This is a genomic window from Pseudonocardia wallangbongensis, from assembly GCF_054486945.1.
This window is the reverse complement of record NZ_JBRERS010000011.1, coordinates 208,056-230,313: the sequence shown is the minus strand read 5'-3', so window position 1 is coordinate 230,313 and position 22,258 is coordinate 208,056. Positions and strand designations below refer to the sequence as shown.

The window sequence follows — 22,258 nt, the reverse complement described above, 5'->3', positions numbered from 1 at the left end:
TGCCGGCGGATTCTCCGCGGCCTCGGTCGACTCGGAAGCCATGACCCCCCCTCCTGCGGATTCAGCTGAATCCGACCGTGGTCTTCGGTCTGCCTGAAATCAATTTGCCGATCTCAGGCTGGCCCGGGAGCCTAGCGAAGGGCATTCCCCCTCGCCACCGGAGCAAAGGTCACCGGGGTCCGCCCGGCGCCCGACGACCGTCAGGCGTTGCGGACCGTCGCCGCCTCCCCCAGGTCCAGCAGCTCCACGCTCTTCGCCCGCATCTCCACCTTCCGGACCTTGCCGGTGACGGTCATCGGGAAGGAGTCGACCACCAGCACGTACCGCGGGATCTTGTAGTGCGCGAGCCTGCCGGTGGCGAACTCCCGCACGGCGTCGGCCGTGAGCTCCGGGACACCCTCGCGCAGGGTCACCCAGGCGCACAGCTCCTCGCCGTACCGGGCGTCGGGTACGCCGATGACCTGCGCGTCGAGGATGTCCGGATGGGTGTAGAGGAACTCCTCGATCTCGCGTGGGTAGATGTTCTCCCCGCCGCGGATCACCATGTCCTTGATCCGGCCGGTGATGTTGACGTAGCCGTCGGAGTCCATCACGCCGAGGTCGCCGGTGTGCATCCAGCGGGCGCGGTCGATCGCCTCGGCCGTCTTGTCCGGCTCCTCCCAGTACCCGAGCATCACGGAGTAGCCGCGGGTGCACAGCTCGCCCGGCTCGCCGCGGGGCAGGGTCAGGCCGGTCTCGGGGTCGACGACCTTGACCTCGACGTGCGGGTGCACCCGCCCGACGGTCGACACCCGCCGCTCGAGCGAGTCGTCCGCGCGGGTCTGGACGGAGACGGGTGACGTCTCGGTCATGCCGTAGCAGATCGTCACCTCGGTCATGCCCATCCGGTCCACGACCTGCTTCATCACCTCCACCGGGCACGGCGAGCCCGCCATGATCCCGGTGCGCAGCGACGAGAGGTCGTAGGAGGCGAAGTCGGGATCGTTCAGCTCCGCGATGAACATCGTCGGCACCCCGTACAGCGACGTGCAGCGCTCCTGCGCGACGGCCTGCAGGGTCGCCTTCGGGTCGAAGCCCGGGCCGGGGATCACCATCGTCGAACCGTTGGTCGTGGAGCCGAGGTTGCCCATCACCATGCCGAAGCAGTGGTAGAAGGGCACCGGGATGCACACGCGGTCGTCGGGGGTGTAGCCGCAGAGGCGCCCCACGAAGTAGCCGTTGTTGAGGATGTTGTGGTGGGACAGCGTGGCGCCCTTCGGGAAGCCCGTGGTCCCGGACGTGTACTGGATGTTGATCGGGTCGTCGGGGCTGAGCTCCGCCTGCAGCCGGGCGAGCTCGGCGCGGTCGCCGCCGCGGCCGTCTGCCAGCAGCTCGTCCCAGTTCGGCCGCCCGATCAGGATGACCTGCCGCAGCGCGGGGCAGCTCGGCTGCACCTCCTTGATCATGGCCTCGTAGTCCGAGGTCTTGAAGCTCGGCGCAGCCACGATCATCGAGATCCCGGCCTGGTTCAGCACGTACTCCAGCTCGTGCGTGCGGTACGCCGGGTTGATGTTGACGAGGACCGCCCCGATCTTGGCGGTGGCGTACTGCACGAGCGTCCACTCGGGGAGGTTCGGCGCCCAGATCCCGACGCGGTCGCCCTTCACGACCCCGGCCGCGAGCAGGCCGAGGGCGAGCGTGTCGACGTCGGCCCGCAGCTGCCCGTAGGTCCACCGGCGCCCGCTCGGCACGTCGACGAGTGCCTCGGCGGCGGGCTGGGCGGTGGCGATGCGGTCGAAGTTGTCGCCGATGGTGTCCCCGAGCAACGGGACGTCGGAGGTCCCCGAGGCGTAGGACGGAACGGCAGGTGCAGCAGCGGACACGGCGATGGGTCCTTTCGACGTCATCGACGGCAGGTCCCGCTCATACTGCGACGGTTGATCCGCTGTCGCCACCTCCGGATGGGGAGGAAACCCGCTCGCGGTGGGCCGATACCCTCGGTAGATGCACGATCCGCGGGTGCTTCTCGACCCTGCCACCGACGCCGTCCGCAAGCTCGCCCGCCGGGGCTACGCGCTGGACGTCGCGTCCCTGGAGAAGCTGCTGGCCGCCCGCAACTCCGCGATCCAGCGCGGGGACGAGGCGCGTGCCGAGTCGAAGCGGGTCGCCACCGCCGTCAAGGGCGCCGCGCCCGGGGAGCGCGAGGCGCTGGTCGCCCGTGCGCGTGAGCTCAAGGGCGTCGTCTCGGCGGCCGAGGAGGAGCACCGGGCGGCGGAGGCCGAGCTGCAGGACCTCCTGCTCGGCATCCCCAACCTGCCCGCCGACGAGCTGCCCGACGGCGCGAGCGACGAGGACGCCGAGCTCGTGCGCACGTGGGGCGAGCGGCCGGAGTTCGACTTCGCCCCGCTCGACCACGTCGACATCGCCGAGTTGCTCGGCATCCTCGACCTGCCCCGCGCCACCAAGCTCGCCGGCCCGCGCTTCGCGGTGCTGCGCGGCAAGGGGGCGGCGCTGGAGCGGGCGATCGCGCGCTACCTGCTCGACGTGGCGACCGAGCAGCACGGCTACACCGAGTTCTCGGTACCCACCCTCGTCAACCGCGTCACGATGACGGGAACCGGCCAGCTGCCGAAGTTCGAGCACGACCTGTTCAAGACCGGTGTCGCCGACCGCGAGCTGTACCTCATCCCCACCGCCGAGGTACCGCTCACCAACCTGCACGCGAAGGAGACGCTCGACCTCGAGCAGCTCCCCCTCGCCTACACCGCCCACACGCCGTGCTTCCGCTCGGAGGCCGGCTCGTACGGGCGCGACACCCGCGGCCTCATCCGGCTGCACGAGTTCTCCAAGGTCGAGCTCGTGCGCATCGCCGACGCCGAGCGCTCGCGCGACGAGCTGGAGGTGCTGCTCGGGCACGCCGAGGCCGCGATGCAGGGCCTCGGCCTGGCCTACCGCGTGGTGAAGCTGGCGGCGGGTGACATCGGGTTCTCCGCCGAGTTCACCTACGACATCGAGGTGTGGCTGCCCGGGCAGAACGCCTACCGGGAGATCAGCTCGGTGTCCGACTTCGGCGTGTTCCAGGCCCGTCGCGCCGGCATCCGCACGAAGGCCAAGGACGGCAGGCGGGGCTTCGCCGCCACCCTCAACGGCTCCGGGCTGCCGATCGGGCGCACCCTCGTCGCGGTGCTGGAGCAGGGCCAGCAGGCCGACGGCTCGGTCCGGCTGCCGGAGGCGCTGGTGCCGTACACGGGCTTCGAGGTGCTCACGCCGGCCTGATGCCGGTCCCGCCGTGGAGGCCCGGCGCACCGAGCGCACGCACCGCCCCAGGTGGAGTGAACGGCACTCTCGCACGCCAGGTGCGACCCAACGTGCCGCTCGCAGCCGTGCGACTCTCGGCCCGCCCGGGCGCGTTATGGTGCCATAACGCGATCTGCAGGCCGTTGGAACAGCACTACGGCTCCATAGTGCTGATAGGGCCGGGAGCGTTGTCGACACCCGACCTGGTGGCGCCGTCACCCGGACCGACGTCGACCGGGACGACTGACCCGTCAGAGCCCGCCCGTGTTGAGCAGCCGGTTGGGCGTGCCGCCGAACTCGCCGCCGCCCACCACGCCGGGGGTGGCGTGGTCGATGATCCATTTCTCGATCACGCCGCTCGGGGCGTCGCCGTAGGTCTGCTTGTACAGCGCGGCCACGCCCGCGGCGTGCGGCGCGGCCATCGACGTGCCCGTGTACGAGGCGATACCGCCGCCCGGCACCGTCGAGCGGATGCTCGTGCCGGGCGCGTAGATGTCGACGCACGGGCCGGTGGACGAGCTTTCGGCGCGCTGGTCCTCGATCGTCGAGTTGGCGACGACGAGCACTCCGGGGAAGGCGCGGGGCGCCACCGTGCAGTCGTCCGCCCCGGAGTTGCCGGCGGACGAGGCGACGAACACGCCCTTGCCGACGAGCCCGGCCACCGCCGAGAGCAGCACCTCCGACGGCCCGTAGCTCCACGACATCACCGCCACCGATGGCGGCTGGGCGGTGGTCGCGACGTAGTCGAGCCCGGCCAGCAGTGACGAGAGCGTGCCGGCGCCGGTGCAGTCGAGCACCTTCACGGCGCGGACCTGCGCCTGCTTCGCCACGCCGTAGTCCCGCGACGCCGCGATGCCGGCGACGACGGTGCCGTGGCCGTCGCAGTCGCGGTCCTCCCCGTCCACGGTGTTCCGCTCCCACTTGGCCCGCCCCTCGAACTGCGGGTGCGTGACGTCGACGCCGGTGTCCAGTACCCAGACGGTGACGCCCTGCCCGGTCGCCTTCGTCGTGTAGCTGTGGTCGAGGGGGAGGTTGCGCTGGTCGATGCGGTCGAGACCCCAGTTCGGCGGCTCGGGCTGGTCGCCCTCGGTCAGGTCCGGCTCGCGGTTGGGGTCGAGCGGGACGATCCGGCGGTCCTCCTCCACGCCGAGCACCCCCGACCGCGCCCGCAGCCGGTCCACCTGGGTCTTGTTCAACCGGGCCGCGAAGCCGGCGAAGGCCTGGTCGAAGGTCAGCGTCGGCCGGACGCCGACGTCGGCGGCCGCGGCCCCGGCGTCGGCGGTGGTGCGGGCGTGCACGACGTAGGCCATCAGATCACCGAGGTCGTCCCGGGCTTCGGCGCTCCCGGGCAGGGTGATCGCGACGACCAGCTGCAGCACGATCACCACGGGGGCGATGCGCAGGAGGAACCGCGTCACGGTCGGCGACGCTACGGATCATGCACGGGTGGGAACAGAGACACGATAGTGGCTGGTGTGACAGATGTGATCTATGGGGTGACGGACGGTTCCGCCGTCGCCGCTGTGGGGTACGGCACAGGGCGCCCGGACCGGTGGGTGGCGTCGTGGGCTGCGATCACGTCGCCCTGACGCCCGCCGAGTGGATCGCCACCTCGGTGGCCTTGACCGCGAACCACAGGTGCGAACCCGGCTCCGCGGCCAGCTCCGCCACGGCGGCCGGGGTGACGTCGGCGGCGAGGCCGTCCACCCACGTGGGGCCGTCGGGTGTCGCCGTGGCCCGCAGCCGTACGACGTCGCCGTGGGGCTCGATCGCGGCCACCTGCACGGGCCACACGTTGCGGGGGCTGCCGTGCGGCCGCTCGGCGAACACCGCGACGGCCGACGGCGGGAACACCGCGACCGCCGGTTCGCCGTCGACGAGGCCACCGTCCCGGCCCGTCACGAGGGCGTCGTCGGAGGTGCGCAGGCCGTCGGCGCAGGCCGTGCCGGGCACGAGGTCGAGGCCGGCGATCCGCGCCGTGAACGGGCTGCGTGGGCGGGCCAGCACCTCCCGGGTCGGCCCGTGCTCCACCACCTGCCCCCCGGTCAGCACGACGACCTGATCGGCGAGCACCAGCGCGTCGAGGGCGGAGTGCGTGACCAGCACGGCCGTCTGGCCGGACGCGCGCACCACCCGCCGCAGCAGCGCGCGCATGGCCGGCGTCGCGTCGACGTCCAGCGCCGCGAGGGGCTCGTCCAGCAGGAGGAGGTCCGGGCGGGGCGCCAGCGCGCGGGCCAGGGCGACCCGCTGCTGCTGCCCGCCCGACATGCGGGCGGGCCGGCGGTCGGCGAGCTCACCGGCGTCCACGGCGGTGAGCAGCTCGCGCGCCCGCTGCTCGGCCTCCCTGCGCGCGACGCCCTGGGCCCGAGGCCCGAACGCGACGTTGCCGAGTGCGGTGAGGTGCGGGAACAGCAACGCTTCCTGCGCGAGCAGGCCGACGCCGCGCCGGTGCGGGGGCACGTGGACGCCGGCGGCCGGGTCGGCCACCGCGGTCTCCCCGAGCCGGACGTGCCCCTCGTCCGGGCGCAGCAGCCCGGCCAGCACGCCGAGCAGCGTGGACTTGCCGGCGCCGTTCGGGCCGAGGACCGCGAGCACCTCACCCGAGGCCGCCTGCAGCTCGACGTCCAGGGTGAACGTTCCCCGCCGGACGATGACGTGCGCGTCGAGGGCCGTCATCGGACGCCCTCGACCGTGCGGGGCCGCGCGACCGCGATGACGACCACCGCCACCACCACCAGCAGCAACGCCAGCGCCACCGCCGCGTCCACGTCCGTCTCCCGCTCCAGGTAGACCAGCAGCGGGAGCGTGCGGGTGGTGCCCTGCAGGCTGCCGGCGAAGGCGATCGTCGCGCCGAACTCCCCGAGGCACCGGGCGAACGCCAGCACCGCGCCCGACGCGAGACCGGGCAGCACCAACGGCACGGTCACGCGGCGGAACGCCAGCCAGGGGGCCGCGCCGAGGGTGGCGGCCACCGCCTCGTAGCGGCGGCCCGCCGTGCGCAGCGCCCCCTCCAAGCTCACCACCAGGAACGGCAGGGCCACGAACGTCTGCGCCAGCACCACCGACGCCGTCGTGAACGGCACCGTGATCCCGAACGCGAGGTCCAACCCCCGGCCCACCAGCCCGGTGCGCCCCAGCAGGAAGAGCAGCGCGAGCCCGCCGACCACGGGCGGCAGCACCAGCGGCAACAGCACGACCGAGCGCAACAGGCGCAGGCCGCGCAGGCGGCCCCTGGCGAGCACCACGGCGAGCGGCCCGCCGAACACGATGCACAGAGCGGTCGAGATCGCGGCCGTCAGGAGGGAGAGGCGCAGCGCGTCGAGGGCGGATGCGCTGAGCAGCAGCGCGGGAAGCCGCGGCCAGTCCGCGCGCAACGCGAGCCCCACGACCGGCAGCGCGATCAGCGCGAACGCCAGCGTGGCCGGGACCCAGAGCAGCCGGGGCAGCCCGACGCCCGTGTCGTGGTCGTCGGATCGGCGGGCCGTCGGTTGTGTCACGGGCTTCCGAAGCCCGCCGACCCCGGCCCGGCGCACCCCTCGCCGACCACCTCGGTGCGCGACGCCGCGGCGTACACGGTGAGCGTCCTCGCCTCCGGCGCGGGCGGGGCGGCCGACCCCTCGGCACCCGTCCCGCCCGCGCAGCCCGCGAGCAGCATCGCCGGCTCGGCCGCAGCCGCCGGGCGAGGACTCACGAGCTCGATCCCGGGGTCTCCACGACCACCGTCGTCGACTTGATCACGGCCACGGCGAGTGCTCCCGGCTCGAGGCCCATCTCCCGCACCGCCTCGCTCGACATCAACGAGACGATGCGGTGCGGGCCGCACTGCACCTCCACCTGCGCCATCACGCGGTCGGTGACCACCGAGGTGACGAGGCCCACGAGCCGGTTGCGCGCCGAGCTCTGCACGGCGGACGGGTCGGGGGGCGCCGACGCGTGGTCGCGGGCGAACGCGGCGAGCGCGGCCCCGTCGATGACCTTGCGGTTCGACGCGTCGGCCTGCACGGGCAGCGTGCCCGCGTCGACCCAGCGGCGCACGGTGTCGTCGCTGACGCCGAGCAACCGGGCGGCGTCGGCGATCCTGAACTGCGGCACGACCAGGACAATAGATCCGCGGATGCGACCAGGGCCAGGTGGTGCCCCTCGTGTGGTTGGGTGCAGGCTGTGGACTTCGAACCCAGCAGCGCGGCGGCCGACCACACCAAGAGGATGCGAGCGTTCCTCGAGGAGAAGATCCTCCCTGCGGAGGCCGGGTACGAGGCGTTCCGGTCCGAGCGGCGGGGCACCCCGCAGGAGTGGGACCTGCCCCCCGTGGTCGAGGAGCTGAAGGCGGAGGCCCGGGCCCGCGGTCTGTGGAACCTCTTCCTCCCCAGCATCTCGGGGTTGTCCAACCTCGAGTACGCGCCGGTCGCGGAGGTCTCCGGCTGGTCACCGACGATCGCGCCGGAGGCCATCAACTGCCAGGCACCGGACACCGGCAACATGGAGACCCTGCACCTGTTCGCGACCCCCGAGCAGAAGCAGCAGTGGCTCGACCCGCTGCTGGAGGGCGAGATCCGCTCGGGGTTCGCGATGACGGAGCCCGACGTCGCGTCCTCCGACGCCACGAACGTCCAGACCCGGGTCCGCCGCGAGGGCGACCAGTATGTGATCAACGGGCGCAAGTGGTGGATCTCCGGCACCGCCGACCCCCGCTGCAAGATCTTCATCGTCATGGGCAAGACCGATCCCGACGCCGCGAAGCACCGGCAGCAGTCGATGGTGCTGGTGCCGCGCGACACCCCGGGGTTGGAGATCAAGCGGCACCTGCCCACGTTCGGCTACCAGGACCAGCACGGGCACTCCGAACTGGCGTTCCACGACGTGCGCGTGCCGGTGTCGAACCTGCTCGGCGAGGAGGGCGGCGGTTTTGCGATCGCGCAGGCCCGGCTCGGGCCCGGCCGGATCCACCACTGCATGCGCCTGATCGGCATGGCCGAGCGCGCGATCGACCTCATGGTGCGCCGGGCCCGCTCCCGCACGGCGTTCGGTCGGCCGCTCGCCGACCAGGGCGTGGTGCGCGAGCAGATCGCCCACTCGCGGATCGAGGTGGAGCAGGCCCGCCTCCTCGTCCTCAAGACCGCCTGGCTCATCGACCGGTACGGCTCGAAGGGCGCGGCCACCGAGATCGCCGCGATCAAGGCCCTCTGCCCCCGCATGGCCTGCACGGTGATCGACCGGGCCCTCCAGGTGCACGGCGGGGCCGGGATGAGCGACGACGTGCCGCTGGCGGCCTTCTACGTCTGGGCCCGCGCCCTACGCCTCGCCGACGGCCCCGACGAGGTGCACCTGCGTTCGGTCGCCCGCCAGGAACTGGGTCGCCACGACTGACGGATTCACCCGTCTTTCGGACAGCCGTCGGAGCTGCAAATGCGGATCCAATTCGGGCCTGCAGTCGCAGCTGCGGAACTGCGCGAAGTACGTGATCCACGACCTCCACACGTCCGATTTCGGGCTATTACGCTCGTGGCGTGACGGCAACAGAGCTCGGACTTCCGGCGGTGCGGGGAACGGCCCCCCGCGATCCGGCGCGGCCCGCCGACCCGCGGCTCGTCGACTCGTTCGGCAGGGTCGCCACCGACTTGCGGATCTCCCTCACCGACCGCTGCAACCTGCGCTGCTCGTACTGCATGCCGGCCGAAGGGCTGGACTGGATGCCCCGCGACGAGCAGCTCACCGACGACGAACTGATCCGGCTGATCACCATCGCGGTACGCGACCTCGGGGTGCACGAGCTGCGGTTCACCGGCGGTGAGCCGTTGCTGCGCCGCGGGCTGGAGGACCTCATCGCCGCGTCGGCCGCGCTGCAGCCGCGGCCCGACATCTCGCTCACCACCAACGGGATCGGCCTCGCCCGCCGGGCGGAGGCGCTCGCCGCGGCGGGCGTCAACCGGCTCAACGTCTCGATGGACACGCTGCGGCCGGACCGCTTCGCCACGATCACCCGGCGCGACCGCCTCGCGGACGTCCTGGAGGGGCTCACCGCGGCCCGGGCCGCGGGCCTCGACCCGATTAAGATCAACACCGTGCTCCTGCGCGACGTGAACGACGACGAGGCCGTGCCGCTGCTGCGGTTCGCCCTCGAGCAGGGCTTCGAGCAGCGCTTCATCGAGCAGATGCCGCTCGACGCCCAGCACGGCTGGGAGCGCTCGGAGATGATCACCGCCGGTGAGGTGATGGAGAAGCTGCGCGAGAGCTTCACGCTCACCCCCGACCAGGCCGAGCGCGGGGGCGCGCCCGCCGAGCGCTGGCTCGTCGACGGTGGCCCGGCCGTGGTCGGCGTGATCGCGTCGGTCACGCGGCCGTTCTGCGGCGCATGCGACCGCACCCGGCTCACCGCCGACGGCCAGATCCGCTCGTGCCTGTTCGCGCGCACCGAGACCGACCTGCGCGGGCTGCTGCGGGGCGGCGTGTCCGACGCCGAGATCGCCGACACGTGGCGGCACGCGATGTGGGGCAAGCTCGCGGGCCACGGCATCGACGACCCCGGCTTCCTGCAGCCCGACCGGCCCATGAGCGCGATCGGCGGATGACATGACGACTGCTACGACCAGCACCCTCACCGTGCGCTACTTCGCGGCTGCACGCGCGGCCGCGGGTGTCGAGACCGAGTCGTTCGAGCTGTCCGGCACCGTCGACGACGCGATCCGGGCCATCCGCGAACGCCACGGCGCCGAGCTGGGCCGGGTGCTCGACCGCTGCAGCTTCCTGCTCGACGAGATCGCGGTGCGCGACCGGTCGGCCGTGGTGCCGGCAGGGGCCGCGATCGACGTGCTGCCCCCGTTCGCCGGCGGCTGACCGGCCGGATCGCGCCGGCGCGTCAGGCCGCAGTACGAGGGCGGCGTTGCAGGAAGTCCCGGGCGATCGCGTCGAAGCTCGACCAGCGCACCCCGTCGTGCCCGGAGATGTGCTCGATCAGCCGCTCCAGCATGAGCAGCACCTGTGGCCGGCCGGAGACGTCGGGGTGGATCGTGAACGTGAACACCGCGTAGTCGAGCTCGCGGTACACCCAGTCGAACTGGTCGCGCCACAGCTCCTCGACGTGGCGCGGGTTGACGAACCCGTGGCTGTTGGGGCTGGTCTTGATGAACATCATCGGCGGCAGGTCGTCGAGGTACCAGCTCGCCGGGATCTCCACGAGGTCGGTCTCCTCGCCGCGCACCAGCGGCTTCATCCACTCCCGCGCCGGCTTGTCGTAGTCGATCGGGGTCCACGAGTCGCCGACCCGCACGTAGTACGGCTCGAAGTCGCGGTGCATCAGCGAGTGGTCGTAGGTGATGCCCCGCTCGACCAGCAGCTCGTTCGTCACCCGCGAGAACTCCCACCACGGCGCGACGTAGCCGGTGGGTCGGCGGCCGGCGCGCTCGGTGATGAGCTCGATGCAGTGGTCGAGGATGTCCGACTCCTGGTCGCGGCTCATCGCGATCGGGTTCTCGTGGCTGTAGCCGTGCACGCCGATCTCGTGCCCGGCGGCGACGATCTCGTCGAACTGCCCGGGGAAGGTCTCGATCGAGTGCCCCGGCCAGAACCACGTGGCCGGCAGGTCGTAGCGGGCGAGCATGCGGTTGATCCGCGGCACCCCGACCTCGCCGGCGAACACGCCCCGGGAGATGTCGCCCGGCGACCCCTCCCCGCCGTACGAGCCCAGCCAGCCCCCGACCGCGTCGACGTCGATGCCGAATGCCACGAAGATTTCCTTGGCCATACGGCAGTAGAGCACCACTCGGCGGGTCAGCGCAGGCCGACGACGTCCCGGTAGCCCCGCCAGGTGCCCGCCGGTGTCGTCACCGTCTCCGCCGCGAGCATCCCGTGCGCGATCGCCCTGCTGACGACGTCGGCCGCCGCCGCGTGCAGCGCGACGAGGCCGGCCAGGTCGGGTGCCGGCCGGGCGGCCGTCGACAGCCCGAAGACGGCGTCGCCGTCGGTGGCCGTGTGGGCCGGCGCGATCGCGCGGGCGAGCCCGTCGTGGCCCATCGTGGCCAGCCGCCCGCAGCCCGCCTTGTCGAGCGTGACGTCCGTGGCCACGACCGCCAGCGTCGTCGCCGTGCCGAGCCCGGGCGGGCGGGGCGCGCCGCGCAGCTCCTCCAGCGCGTCCGGCCCGACCTCGGCCGCCGGGAACTCGCAGGGCAGACCCGCGCGTGTTCCGTGCAGCAGGCCGGTGGCCGGGTCGACGGGCGAGCCGGCGGCGTTCACCACCGCGAGCGCCGCGACGACGGCGCCGCCGTCGAGCACCGCGCTGGCCGTGCCGACCCCGCCCTTGAGCCCGCCGGCCTGGGCTCCCGTGCCGGCCCCGACCACGCCCTGCGGGACGGGTCCGGCGCCGGCCGCGTCGTAGGCCGCGGCACCGGTGGCGGCGCCGGGGCGGGCGTGCACGTCGCCGCCGCGGCCGAGGTCGAACACCACCGCCGCCGGCACGATCGGGACGACGGCCCGCGGGACCGGGAAACCGATGCCGGCCGCCTCCAGCCGTGCCATCACCCCGTCCGCGGCGGCGAGCCCGAAGGCGCTGCCGCCGCTCAGGACCACGGCGTGGACGCGCTGCACGGTGGCGCCCGGGTGCAGCAGGTCGGTCTCGCGGGTGCCGGGTGCGGCACCCCGGACGTCCGCCCCCGCCACCATGCCACCCTCCGGGGCCAGCACGACCGTCGTGCCGCTCAGGGCGCCGGGTCCCTCCAGCGAGGCGTGGCCCACGCGCAGGCCGGGGACGTCGGTCAGGGCGTTGTGCGGTCCGGGGCGCATCCGGTCATCATCCAGGTGGCCGATTCCCGCCAGCAGGCCTGGCGGACCCGCGCCAGGGTGGAGTCATGACAGCCGTGCTGGACCGCCTGGACACCCCCGCCCTGGCGAAGCGCCTCGACACCGACGGCGTCGCGAGCACCCCGCCGCTGCTCACACCCGAGCAGTGCGCGGACGTGGTCGCGATGTTCGACGAGGACGAGCGCTTCCGGAGCACCGTGGTGATGGCCCGCCACGCGTTCGGCGAGGGCAGCTACCGGTACTTCGCCGACCCACTCCCGCCCCTGGTCCAGGAACTGCGGGAGCAGCTGTACCCGCCGCTGGCGGAGATCGCCAACACGTGGGCGGAACGCCTGGGCGAGCGGACGTTCCCGACCGGGCTGGACACGCTGCTGGCCGAGTGCGCCGCGGCCGGGCAACACCGGCCCACGCCGCTCGTGCTGCGGTACGGGCCGGGCGGCTACAACTGCCTGCACCAGGACGTCTACGGAGAGCTGACCTTCCCGCTCCAGTTCCTCGTGATGCTCAGCCGCCCCGACGAGGACTTCACCGGCGGCGAGAGCGTGTTCGTGGAGCAGCGGCCGCGCCAGCAGTCCCGGCCGATCGTGCTGCGGCCCCGGCAGGGGGAGGCCGTGGTGTTCCCCGTTCACCACCGGCCCCGGCACGGGTCCCGCGGGTTCCACCGCGTGCAGGTGCGGCACGGGGTGAGCGCCGTGCACAGCGGGAGCCGGCACGTGCTGGGGATCATCTTCCACAACGCGCGGTGAAGAATCCGGGGATGACGTTCGAGCTGGTGCCGCGGGGGCGCCGGGTGCTCGCACCCGGCGCCGTGCACGTACCCGACTGGCTCGACCTCGAGCGGCAGCGCATGCTCGTTCGGGCGTGCCGGGAGTGGGCGAGCGAGGGTCCCGGCATCCGCGCCGCCGTGCTGCCCAACGGCGGTCAGATGTCGGTGCGCAGCGTGTGCCTGGGCTGGCACTGGTACCCCTACCGCTACTCCCGCACCCGCGACGACCAGGACGGGTCGCCGGTGACGCCGTTCCCGGAATGGCTCGGCGACCTGGGCCGCGAAGCGCTCGCCGCCGCGTACGGCGACCCCGGCCGCGCCCACTCGTACCGACCCGACATCGCCCTGATCAACCACTACACCACCGACGCACGCATGGGCCTGCACCGCGACAGCGACGAGCGCGCCCCCGACCCGGTGGTGTCGTTCAGCATCGGGGCGGCGTGCGTGTTCCGGTTCGGCAACACGGAGAACCGTGGCCGGCCGTGGACCGACGTGGAGCTGCATTCCGGTGACGCGGTGGTCTTCGGCGACGAGAGCCGCCTCGCCTACCACGGCGTCCCGAAGCTGCTGCCGGCCCACGACGTGCCGGACACCGGCCTCGCGGCGGGCCGGCTGAACATCACGCTGCGCGTCTCGGGCCTGTAGCTCCGTCGTCGAGGAGGCCCCGCAGCCGTGCGAGCCGCCGTGCGGTGGGCCAGCGGACGTGGGTGGCCCATCCGAGCTTCTCGAAGGCCCGGATGACGCGGGCGGACATGTCGATCTGCCCCGGCTCGACGCCGTGGCGCGCGCACGTGGGGTCGGCGTGGTGCAGGTTGTGCCACGACTCGCCCATCGACAGGATCGCGAGCGGCCAGAAGTTCGTCGCCTTGCCCTGCGCGTCGAACGGGCGGTCGCCGATCATGTGACAGATCGAGTTGATCGACCAGGTGACGTGGTGCAGGACGGAGATCCGCACCAGGCCGGCCCAGAAGAACGCGGTGAGCGCACCCGAGAGCGACATGGTGAGCATTCCGCCGTACAGGGCGGGGGCGACCAGGCTGACCACGGTCCAGAGGGGGAACGCCCGGCCGATGCGGACGATGTCGCGGTCGGCCAGCAGGTCGGGGGCGAAGCGGGCGAGGTTCGTGCGCTCGGTGCGGTAGAGCCAGCCGAGGTGGGCGTGGAAGAAGCCCTTCGCCAGCGCGAGCGGGGTCGTCCCGAACTGCCACGGCGAGTGCGGGTCGCCCACCTTGTCGGAGAAGGCGTGGTGGCGCCGGTGGTCCGCGACCCACGTGATGACGTCACCCTGCAGCGACAGGCTCCCGGCGATCGCCAGCCCGATCCGCAGGCGCCGGCTCGCCCGGAAGGAGCGGTGGGTGAAGAGGCGGTGGAACCCGACTGTCACGCCGAACCCGGAGATCAGGTAGAAGTAGACGAAGAGCGCGACGTCGATCCAGCCCAGCCCCCAGCCCCACGCCATCGGCACGGCCGCGGCCAGGGCCAGCATCGGGACCAGCGTGAAGGCGTAGACCAGCAGGCTCTCGTGCCGGGGGCGGTTCCCGGCGAGCACGGGCTGAGCGCCGGGGCCCCGGTCCCGCGCCGGGATGGCGATCGGACGGGTCGTCTCGGCGCTGGTCATGCGGGACGCGCCCCGGCGTCGACCAGCTCCTGGATGTCGAGCTTCGTGGAGGCGGCGTGCACCAGGGACAGGAGGCGGTCGGCCACGACCGCGTCCGCCTTCTGCAGCAGCTCGTCCAGCACGGTGGGCATGACCTGCCAGGTCACCCCGAACCGGTCGGTCAGCGAGCCGCCGGGGCCCTCGTGGCCGCCGTCGACGAGCCGGGCCCACACGGCATCCAGCTCGGCCTGCGTTTCGCAGGCGACGTACAGCGAGAGCCCGGGGGTGAAGGTGAACTGCGGGCCGCCGTTGAAGGCGACGAAACGCTGCCCGCGCAGCTCGAAGGCGACGGTCATGACCGGCCCGTCCGCGTGGGTCCGGTGGACCGAGAGGATCCGGGAGCCCGGGAAGACGCCGGTGTAGAACTCGGCCGCCTCTTCGGCGTGGCCGTCGAACCACAGGAAAGTTGCGATGTCCATCGTGCTTGTCCTCCGTCGTTCTCAGGGGTTGGGGAACGGGGTGTTCAGGCTGCGTAGCTCTTGAGCGTGACCGTGTTCGCCACCGTGTCCATCCCGCGTCCGACCAGGCGCTTCGGGAGGAAGGGCAGCAGCTTCACGGAGTTGTTGCGCATCCACATGTGCCTCCGCGACGGCGGCATGAGACCGCTGCCGCTGGACTCGCGGGCGAAGCGGTGGGCGCGCGCGACGAACTCACGCATCTCGCGCTCGTAGTTGGCGAAGCCCGCGTGGTGGTCGCCGCCTGCGGCGGTGAGCTCGCCGGCCAGGATGTAGGCCCCGACCATGGCGAGGCTCGTGCCGATGCCGGACATCGGCGACGCGCAGAACGCGGAGTCACCGAGGAGCACCGTCCGGCCGCGGGACCAGCGGTCCATCTGGATCTGACCGACCCGGTCGAAGTAGAAGTCGGGCGCGTCGTGGATCGTGGCGAGGATGCGGGGGATCTCCCACCCCTCCCCCTCGAACTCGCGCAGCACGATCCGCTTCTGCTCGTCGACGTCGCGCCGGTCGTACTGCAGCGGCTCGGAGGCGAAGAAGAACCCGGCCAGCGCCTTGCCGTCGGAGTTCAGCGGGTAGAGGCCCGCCGTTCGACCGGGCCGCCCGCCCCCGCCCGGCATCGTGTACATCAGGTCCCACCCGTTCAGCCGGAGCGGCGTGGTGGTGGTGAACAGCGACACGTAGCAGCCGAGGTCGCGCAGGTACTCCTGCTCCGGGCCGAAGACCAGGCGCCGGACGTTCGAGTGCACGCCGTCGGCGCCGACCAGGAGGTCGAAGCGGCGCGAGCCGCCGTGCCGGAACCGGACCTGGACGCCGTCGTCGTCCTGCACGACAGCGGCGATCGAGTCGTCGAACAGGTACTCGACGTCGTCGCGGGTGACGTCGTAGAGGATGCGTGCCAGGTCGGTGCGCAGGATCGCCAGCTCCGCGATCGGCCCGCCGGAGTCACCGAAGACCTCGGTGCTCAGCGTCGCGACGTGCTTGCTGTTCCGGTCCACGAACGCCATGCCCCGGGCGCCGGTGTGCGCCTCGCGAACCCGCCGCGTGATGCCCATGCGGTCGGCGACCTCCCGGGCGGTGCCGCGCAGGTCGACCGCGTTGCCGCCGGCGCGCGGCCCGGAAGCACGTTCCAGGACCGTCGGTTCGAACCCGGACCGGCGCAGCCAGAACGCCAGGGCGGGCCCGGCGATGCCGGCGCCGGAGATGAGGATTGTCGGCTTCTTCACTGGTTCCCCCTGCTCGTGCCGCGTGCTGCCGCCGGATCGACGACCCGTCACCCGGTGTCGAGGTGGGACCATAACGGCGTCTGAGACATATGTCTAGCAAGCTTGTCTCAGACGTCTGTGCAGCAACCTGATACGGTGCGGCCATGGGGAACCGGGAGGACCTGATCGCAGGCGCGAAGCGGTGCCTGCGGGAGCGGGGCTATGCGCGCACGACCGCACGCGACATCACGGCCGCGGCCGGCACGAGCCTGGCGTCCATCGGCTACCACTTCGGGTCCACCGAGACGCTGCTGAACACGGCCATGTTCGAGCTGGCCGACGAGTGGTCGGAGGAGATCGGGAGCGCCCTCGCCGGCGACGTGGACCCGCAGGCCCGCCCGCTGGAGCGGTTCGAGGCCTACTGGTCCCGGGTGATCGAGTCGTTCACGGCGAGCCGCGGGATGTGGGCGTCCTGGCTCGAGATCGCCGGCCAGCTCGACCGGATACCGCAGCTCCGGCAGGCGATCGCCGACGGCATCCAGGAGTCGCGCGGCGTGCTGGCATCGATGGCACGGTGCGCGGATGCCGGCTTCGACGCCGAACGGGCGCACGCCGTCGGCTCGCTGCACCACGCGCTGCTGACCGGCGTGATGGTGCAGTGGCTCGTCGACCCGGACCGCGCGCCGTCCGCACGCCAGCTCACCGACGCGCTGCTGACCGTCGCCGGCGTCGATCCGGTGTCGGCCCGCGAGGCCGAGGCAGGAACGGGGAGGTGAGCAACGTGGAGAATCCGACACCTCGGCACCGCGGGAGCAGAGCGGCCTGGGTCCTGGTCCTACTCGCCCCGGTCTGCGGCGAGCTGACGTTCTCGGCCGTGGGCATGCCGATCATGTGGATCGCATTCCCGTTCCTGGTCCCGATGTACGGGGCCGGGGTGCTGCTGATCCGGGAGCTGACGGTGCGGGCGGGCGGCGGCTGGCCGAGCCTGGTCGTCATGGGGCTGGCGTACGAGCTCGTCGAGGACGGTCTCGGGCTGCAGGCCCTCACCAGCCCGACGATGTACAACGCCTCCGCATGGGGACCTCGGGTCCTGGGCCTCAACCTGACCTACTGGGAGAGCCAGGTCGGCTACCACATCGTGTTCAGCGTGCTGATCCCGATCCTGCTCACCAACCTGGTGTTCCCGGAGCTGCGGCAGGCGCCCTACCTGCGGCGCCGCGGCACGTTTTTCGTCGCCGTCACGGCGGTGGCCGGGATCGCGATGCTGCGGCTGACGTTCGCCGCCTCCGAGGACCCCGGGTACCGGGCCCCGTTACCCGTCGTCGTGGGGCTGGTGGTGGCGACCGTGGCCCTGGGCGTCGTCGCCCTGCGGATCCTGCCGAGGTACGCCCGTGCGGGACGAGGGCACGTCGACCGCGCCGCCCGGACCGGCTCCGTGCCGGCGCCGGGGGTCGCCGGCACGGTCGCCGGAATGGTGACGCTGGCGTACCTCGGGCTCCTGATGCCCGCAGGCCACCCGCCGGCCGGGCCGGCCGTCGGCGAGGGAGCGTTCGTCTACCTGCCCATGACCGTCGCGGCCGGGCTGGCCGTCGGGATCCTCCTGCTGATCCGGCGCTGGTCACTCTCGCCGGAGATGACCGACCGGCACCGCATCTGGCTGGCCGGAGGAGCGCTCGTCGCCCACACGCTGTTCGTCGTCCTCGCGGCGGTGCTGCACATGGAGGACACGCTCAGCACGGTCGTCGCGGTCACCACCGGCCCCATCACCATCGGCGTGACCGTCCTCCTGCTGGCCCGCCTCGGGGCAGCGCGCCCCGTTGCAGCAAAGCCACTTCCATGCCATCCCGCTGCATGAAAGTGGCTTTGCTGCAGTCGGCGGACGCTCAGCGACGAGCCCGGCGGATCAGGAAGATGACCAGCAGGAGCAGCGCACCCGCTGCCACCGGGGCCAGGCGCTTGAGCACCGGGGCGCCCGCGGTGTCGAGCAGGTCGATCGCGTCGACCTCGCTGCGCAACGGGCCGGTCGACTTCGGTGCGGCCGCGAGCACCGGGCCCTTCGCGGCGGCCGCGGCCTGCGCGGATCCGCTGCCGTTGGTGTTGCCGCCGGTGGCCGGCGCGGCCACCGATCCGCCGGACGGCGACGGCGACGGCGACGACGACGCGCCACCGGCGCTCGCCGCACCCGGGCCCGGGGACGGCGTGGAAGGCGTGGACGACGCCTTCTTCTCCTCGGCGGCGGGCTCCTCGGCGGCCGGGGCGAGCTTGCTGGCCACGCAGGCCGAGAACTGGCCGATGATCTTGTCTGCGACGTCGGAGATGACACCGCGGCCGAACTGCGCGGGCCGGCCGGTGATGGTCATGTCGGTGACCATCGTGACGGCGGTGCGGTCGGGCCCGTCGGCCGTCATCGTGCCGGTGACGGTGGCGCTCGCGGTGCCGTTGCCGCGGGAGTCCCGCCCGTTCGCCTCGATGACGACCTTGTGGTTCGCGTCGTCGCGGGTGACGTACGTGCCCTTGCCCTTGTAGGTGAGCGAGATCGGCCCGAGCTTCACCTTGACGGTGCCGGTGAACGAGTCGCCCTCGTACTCCGTCAGGGTGGCGCCCGGGAAGCAGGGAGCCACCGTCTCCGGCGTGTTCAGCGCCTCCCACGCCTTGTCGATCGGCGCGTCGATCGTGAACTTGTTCTCCAGCTGCATCTTCTCTGTCTCCTCCACAAAGCCGCAGGACGCCCGCCCCGGATGACCAGAGCAGGCGTCCTGCGGAACGAGCGTCAGCCTGCGGCCGCCAGCACCGCGCGGCCCGTGAGCACCTTGGCCAGATGTTCACGGTAGTCCGCGGCGGCATCCGCGTCACTCGGCGCAGCGGTGCCCTCGGTGACCCGTTCGGCTGCCGCCCGCACCGCGTCGGCGGTGGCCGGCTGCCCCACGAGCGCCTGCTCGACGCCGGTGGCGCGGATCGGCGTGCTGCCCATGTTGGTGAGCCCGACCCTCGCCTCCGCGATCGATCCGCCCTCGACCCGGACGGCGGCCGCGATCGCGACCATCGACCAGGCCTGCGCCGTGCGGTTGAACTTCTCGTAGTGGCTGCCCCAGCCCGTGAACTTCGGGAACCGGATCTCGGTGAGGACCTCGCCCTCGCCGAGCGCGGTGGTGAAGTAGTCCACGAAGAACTCGGACGCCGGCACCGTGCGGCGACCGGACGAGCCGGCGATCACGAGCTCGGCGTCCAGGGCGAGCGCGACGGCTCCGAGGTCGCCTGCCGGGTCGGCGTGGGCGAGCGACCCGCCGAGGGTGCCGCGGTGGCGGACCTGGTTGTCGGCGACGGTCTCGGTGGCCTGCCCGAGCAGCGCGACGTGCCGCTGCACGGACTCGTCGCGGATGATGTCGTAGTACGACGTCATGGCGCCGACCGCGACCCGGTCACCCTCGTCGCGGATCCCGCGCAGCTCGGCGATGCCGCCGAGGTCCACGAGCAGCGTGGGGGCCGCGAGGCGCAGCCGCAGCACCGGGAGCAGGCTCTGCCCGCCCGCGAGGATCTTGGCGTCGTCGCCGGCCTCCCGCAGGGCCTGGATCGCCTCGTCGACCGACGACGGCTTGACGTAGTCGAACTGGGCGGGGATCACTGGATCTCTCCCTGGGGGTTGTTCGGGTCGATCGAGCCGAGGCCCGCGCCCGGGGAATGGGTGTCGACGGGCGTCTCCTGCGTGGAGCGGCCCTTCGCGTCCTGGACGGCCCGCCACACGCGCTGCGAGGTGCACGGCATCTCGACCTCCGTGACACCGAGGTGGCGCACGGCGTCGATCACGCCGTTGACGATCGCCGGGGTGGACGCGATGGTCCCGGCCTCCCCGACTCCCTTGACGCCCAGCGGGTTGGAGGTGGCCGGCGTGCTCACGACGTGTGTGTCGAAGCTGGGCAGGTCGGCGGACGAGGGCAGGGTGTAGTCGACGAACGTGCCGTTGACCAGCGTGCCCTGGTCGTCGTAGTTGGCCTCCTCGAACAGCGCCTGCGCGATGCCCTGCGCGAGCCCGCCGTGGACCTGCCCCTCGACGATGAGCGGGTTGACCACCGTGCCGATGTCGTCGACGCAGACGTACTTGCGCACGTCGACGTGCCCGGTCTCGGTGTCGACCTCGATCGCCGCGAGGTGCGTGCCGTGCGGGAAGGAGAAGTTCTCCGGGTCGTACACGGCGTCGGCGTCGAGCGAGGGCTCCATCCCCTCCGGGAGGTCGTGCGCCATGAACGCGGCGAACGCGATCTCCTGGATGGCCTTGCCCTGATCGGTGCCGCGCACGGTGAACGTGCCGTTCGCGAACTCGAGGTCCTTCTCGTCCGCCTCGAGCATGTGGGCCGCGAGCCTCCTGGCCTTCCCGATCACCTTCTGCGCGGCGTCGACGATCGCGATGCCGCCGACGGCGAGCGAGCGCGACCCGTAGGTGTCGAGTCCCTTCGGCGAGATCTGCGTGTCGCCGTGCAGGACCTCGACGTCCTCGAACGGCACGCCGAGCTGGTCGGCGACGATCTGGCTGAACGCCGTCTCGTGCCCCTGCCCGTGCGCCGAGGCACCGGTGATGACCTCGACCTTGCCGGTGGCGAGCATCCGGATGCTCGCGGCCTCCCAGCCGCCCGCCCCGTACGCGAGCGAACCGAGCACCCGGGACGGGGCCAGCCCGCACATCTCGGTGAACGTCGAGATGCCGATGCCCAGCTGCACCGGGTCGCCGGAGCGCCGCCGCTCCTCCTGCTCACGGCGAAGGCCCGCGTAGTCGAACAGGTCCATCGCCTGCCGGGTGGCCTGCTCGTAGTTGCCGGAGTCGTAGGTCAGCCCGGCCACCGTGGTGAACGGGAACTCCTCGTGCTTGATCCAGTTCTGTTCGCGCAGCTCCATCGGGTCGCGGCCGAGCTCGACGGCCAGCTCGTCCATGATCCGCTCGATCGCGAACGTGGCCTCCGGCCGGCCCGCGCCGCGGTAGGCGTCGGTCAACGTCTTGGTGGTGAAGACGTTGGTGCAGGTGAACTTGTAGGCCGGGATCTTGTAGATCGCGTTGAACATGAACGCGCCCAGGATCGGCACGCCCCCGCCGACGAGGCCGAGGTAGGCGCCCATGTCGGCGAGCAGCTTGACGTCGAGGCCGGTGACCGTGCCGTCCTTCTTCGCCGTGATCACGAGGTCCTGGATCTGGTCGCGGCCGTGGTGGGCGGTGAGCAGCGACTCGGAGCGCGTCTCGGTCCACTTGACCGGCTTGCCCAGCTTCTGCGCGAGCGCCACGCAGAGCATCTCCTCGGGGAGCACCCCGATCTTGCCGCCGAACCCGCCACCCACGTCGGGGGCGATGACCCGCAGCTTGCTCTCCGGAACGCCGAGCGTGACCGACGTCATCGTGCGCAGGATGTGCGGGACCTGGGTGGACGAGTAGAAGGTGATCTGCTCGCCGGTCGGGTCGACGACCACCGAACGCGGCTCCATGAACGCCGGGATGAGCCGCTGCTGGATGAACCGGCGGCGCACCACGACGGAGTCCGGGTCGGCCTCGGCAGCGGAGATCGCATCGGCGACGCTGCTGCCGCTGCCCGCCTCGGCGGAGTCGAACACCCAGGTGGCGCTCTCGTTCGTGCCGAGGTCGGGGTGCACGAGCGTGGCGCCGTCAGCGAGGGCGGCCTCCATGTCGAGCACCGGGTCGAGCGGCTCGTAGTCGACGTCGACGAGCTCGGTGGCGTCCTTGGCCTCAGCGGCCGACCGGGCGACGACGACCGCCACGCCCTCGCCGGCAAAGTGCACGGCGTTGCCGGCGAGCAGCGGGCGCTGCGGCGTCTTCTGCTCGGGGGTGATCGGCCACGCGTTGGGCAGGCCGACGCTCTCGACCCCGAGATCCGCCGCGGTGTAGACGCCGACGACACCGGGGGCCGCTTTGGCGGCAGCCGTGTCGATCCCGTTGACCCGCGCGTGCGCGAACGTCGAGCGGAGGACGGCGATGTGCAGCGTGCCGGCCGGAGTGATCGCATCGGTGTACCGGGTGCGGCCGGTGATCAGGCGTGCGTCCTCCTTGCGGACCCGGGCACGACCGATCTCGCCGGGTGTGGTGGGTTCGGCGGTCGTCGTCACG

Annotated in this window: 22 protein-coding genes; 8 read left to right on the top strand and 14 right to left on the bottom strand. The window is 72.3% G+C overall.

Annotated elements, in window-relative coordinates:
* Positions 1-200 precede the first annotated feature (200 nt).
* The gene (locus ACU436_RS32545; RefSeq protein WP_459030862.1) at positions 201-1,862 is read right to left on the bottom strand and encodes an AMP-binding protein; all 1,662 of its coding nucleotides are present in this window, start codon (positions 1,860-1,862) and stop codon (positions 201-203) included.
* Between the two features lie 121 nt (positions 1,863-1,983).
* Here ACU436_RS32545 and serS point away from each other — a divergent pair, with 121 nt between their 5' ends.
* Positions 1,984-3,255, top strand: a complete 1,272-nt coding sequence (gene serS, locus ACU436_RS32540) for a serine--tRNA ligase (RefSeq protein ID WP_459030861.1) — start codon at positions 1,984-1,986, stop codon at positions 3,253-3,255.
* Positions 3,256-3,527: 272 nt separating this feature from the next.
* Here serS and ACU436_RS32535 read toward each other — a convergent pair whose 3' ends face one another.
* The 5 genes from ACU436_RS32535 to ACU436_RS32515 form a co-directional block, all read right to left on the bottom strand.
* On the bottom strand, positions 3,528-4,694 hold the full coding sequence (locus ACU436_RS32535) for a S8 family peptidase (RefSeq protein WP_459030860.1): 1,167 nt from the start codon (positions 4,692-4,694) through the stop codon (positions 3,528-3,530).
* A gap of 157 nt (positions 4,695-4,851) precedes the next feature.
* Positions 4,852-5,952, bottom strand: coding sequence for a sulfate/molybdate ABC transporter ATP-binding protein (locus ACU436_RS32530; protein WP_459030859.1), 1,101 nt, complete (start codon positions 5,950-5,952; stop codon positions 4,852-4,854).
* Entirely contained in the window at positions 5,949-6,773 is an 825-nt protein-coding gene (locus ACU436_RS32525; protein ID WP_459030857.1) for an ABC transporter permease, read from the bottom strand. The genes ACU436_RS32530 and ACU436_RS32525 overlap by 4 nt, the downstream gene beginning before the upstream one ends.
* Positions 6,770-6,967 carry a hypothetical protein gene (locus tag ACU436_RS32520; protein WP_459030856.1) on the bottom strand — a complete coding sequence of 66 codons (198 nt, stop codon included), beginning with the start codon at positions 6,965-6,967 and terminating at the stop codon, positions 6,770-6,772. The genes ACU436_RS32525 and ACU436_RS32520 overlap by 4 nt, the downstream gene beginning before the upstream one ends.
* Complete coding sequence (locus ACU436_RS32515; protein WP_459030855.1) at positions 6,964-7,368, bottom strand: TOBE domain-containing protein; 405 nt, start codon at positions 7,366-7,368, stop codon at positions 6,964-6,966. Before ACU436_RS32515 ends, ACU436_RS32520 begins: the two co-directional genes overlap by 4 nt.
* A gap of 69 nt (positions 7,369-7,437) precedes the next feature.
* Here ACU436_RS32515 and ACU436_RS32510 point away from each other — a divergent pair, with 69 nt between their 5' ends.
* The 3 genes from ACU436_RS32510 to ACU436_RS32500 all read left to right on the top strand — a co-directional run bounded on the left by ACU436_RS32510 (position 7,438) and on the right by ACU436_RS32500 (position 10,110).
* A complete protein-coding gene (locus tag ACU436_RS32510; protein ID WP_459030854.1) occupies positions 7,438-8,643 on the top strand; it encodes an acyl-CoA dehydrogenase family protein in 1,206 nt (401 codons plus the stop codon).
* A 140-nt stretch (positions 8,644-8,783) separates the two neighbouring features.
* Positions 8,784-9,845, top strand: coding sequence for a GTP 3',8-cyclase MoaA (gene moaA, locus ACU436_RS32505; RefSeq protein ID WP_459030853.1), 1,062 nt, complete (start codon positions 8,784-8,786; stop codon positions 9,843-9,845).
* Position 9,846: 1 nt separating this feature from the next.
* On the top strand, positions 9,847-10,110 hold the full coding sequence (locus ACU436_RS32500; RefSeq protein ID WP_459030852.1) for a MoaD/ThiS family protein: 264 nt from the start codon (positions 9,847-9,849) through the stop codon (positions 10,108-10,110).
* Positions 10,111-10,132: 22 nt separating this feature from the next.
* Here the strand turns inward: ACU436_RS32500 and ACU436_RS32495 are convergent, their stop codons facing one another.
* Both ACU436_RS32495 and ACU436_RS32490 read right to left on the bottom strand, forming a co-directional pair.
* Positions 10,133-10,999, bottom strand: coding sequence for a polysaccharide deacetylase family protein (locus tag ACU436_RS32495; protein WP_459030851.1), 867 nt, complete (start codon positions 10,997-10,999; stop codon positions 10,133-10,135).
* Between the two features lie 44 nt (positions 11,000-11,043).
* A complete protein-coding gene (locus ACU436_RS32490) occupies positions 11,044-12,051 on the bottom strand; it encodes a P1 family peptidase (RefSeq protein ID WP_459030850.1) in 1,008 nt (335 codons plus the stop codon).
* A gap of 65 nt (positions 12,052-12,116) precedes the next feature.
* On the opposite strand from ACU436_RS32490, the gene ACU436_RS32485 reads away from it, so the two are divergent.
* A complete protein-coding gene (locus ACU436_RS32485; protein ID WP_459030849.1) occupies positions 12,117-12,815 on the top strand; it encodes a 2OG-Fe(II) oxygenase in 699 nt (232 codons plus the stop codon).
* Between the two features lie 11 nt (positions 12,816-12,826).
* Positions 12,827-13,483: an alpha-ketoglutarate-dependent dioxygenase AlkB family protein gene (locus ACU436_RS32480; RefSeq protein ID WP_459030848.1), complete on the top strand. Its 657-nt coding sequence runs from the start codon at positions 12,827-12,829 to the stop codon at positions 13,481-13,483.
* Here the strand turns inward: ACU436_RS32480 and ACU436_RS32475 are convergent.
* The 3 genes from ACU436_RS32475 to ACU436_RS32465 are packed head-to-tail and all read right to left on the bottom strand — an operon-like array spanning position 13,458 to position 16,176.
* Complete coding sequence (locus tag ACU436_RS32475) at positions 13,458-14,456, bottom strand: acyl-CoA desaturase (RefSeq protein ID WP_459030847.1); 999 nt, start codon at positions 14,454-14,456, stop codon at positions 13,458-13,460. The two genes, ACU436_RS32480 and ACU436_RS32475, sit on opposite strands and share 26 nt — an antisense overlap.
* A complete protein-coding gene (locus ACU436_RS32470; protein WP_459030846.1) occupies positions 14,453-14,914 on the bottom strand; it encodes a VOC family protein in 462 nt (153 codons plus the stop codon). The genes ACU436_RS32475 and ACU436_RS32470 overlap by 4 nt, the downstream gene beginning before the upstream one ends.
* Before the next feature lie 44 nt (positions 14,915-14,958).
* A complete protein-coding gene (locus ACU436_RS32465) occupies positions 14,959-16,176 on the bottom strand; it encodes an FAD-dependent monooxygenase (protein WP_459030845.1) in 1,218 nt (405 codons plus the stop codon).
* A 143-nt stretch (positions 16,177-16,319) separates the two neighbouring features.
* Between ACU436_RS32465 and ACU436_RS32460 the strand changes: the two genes are divergently transcribed.
* Both ACU436_RS32460 and ACU436_RS32455 read left to right on the top strand, forming a co-directional pair.
* On the top strand, positions 16,320-16,931 hold the full coding sequence (locus ACU436_RS32460) for a TetR/AcrR family transcriptional regulator (protein ID WP_459030844.1): 612 nt from the start codon (positions 16,320-16,322) through the stop codon (positions 16,929-16,931).
* A 5-nt stretch (positions 16,932-16,936) separates the two neighbouring features.
* Positions 16,937-18,010, top strand: a complete 1,074-nt coding sequence (locus tag ACU436_RS32455; protein WP_459030843.1) for a hypothetical protein — start codon at positions 16,937-16,939, stop codon at positions 18,008-18,010.
* A 28-nt stretch (positions 18,011-18,038) separates the two neighbouring features.
* Here the strand turns inward: ACU436_RS32455 and ACU436_RS32450 are convergent, their stop codons facing one another.
* From ACU436_RS32450 to ACU436_RS32440, 3 genes are all read right to left on the bottom strand, one after another.
* On the bottom strand, positions 18,039-18,851 hold the full coding sequence (locus ACU436_RS32450) for an SRPBCC family protein (RefSeq protein ID WP_459030842.1): 813 nt from the start codon (positions 18,849-18,851) through the stop codon (positions 18,039-18,041).
* Between the two features lie 74 nt (positions 18,852-18,925).
* A complete protein-coding gene (locus tag ACU436_RS32445) occupies positions 18,926-19,777 on the bottom strand; it encodes an FAD binding domain-containing protein (RefSeq protein ID WP_459030841.1) in 852 nt (283 codons plus the stop codon).
* Positions 19,774-22,257, bottom strand: a complete 2,484-nt coding sequence (locus ACU436_RS32440; protein ID WP_459030840.1) for a xanthine dehydrogenase family protein molybdopterin-binding subunit — start codon at positions 22,255-22,257, stop codon at positions 19,774-19,776. The genes ACU436_RS32445 and ACU436_RS32440 overlap by 4 nt, the downstream gene beginning before the upstream one ends.
* Position 22,258: the final 1 nt, after the last annotated feature.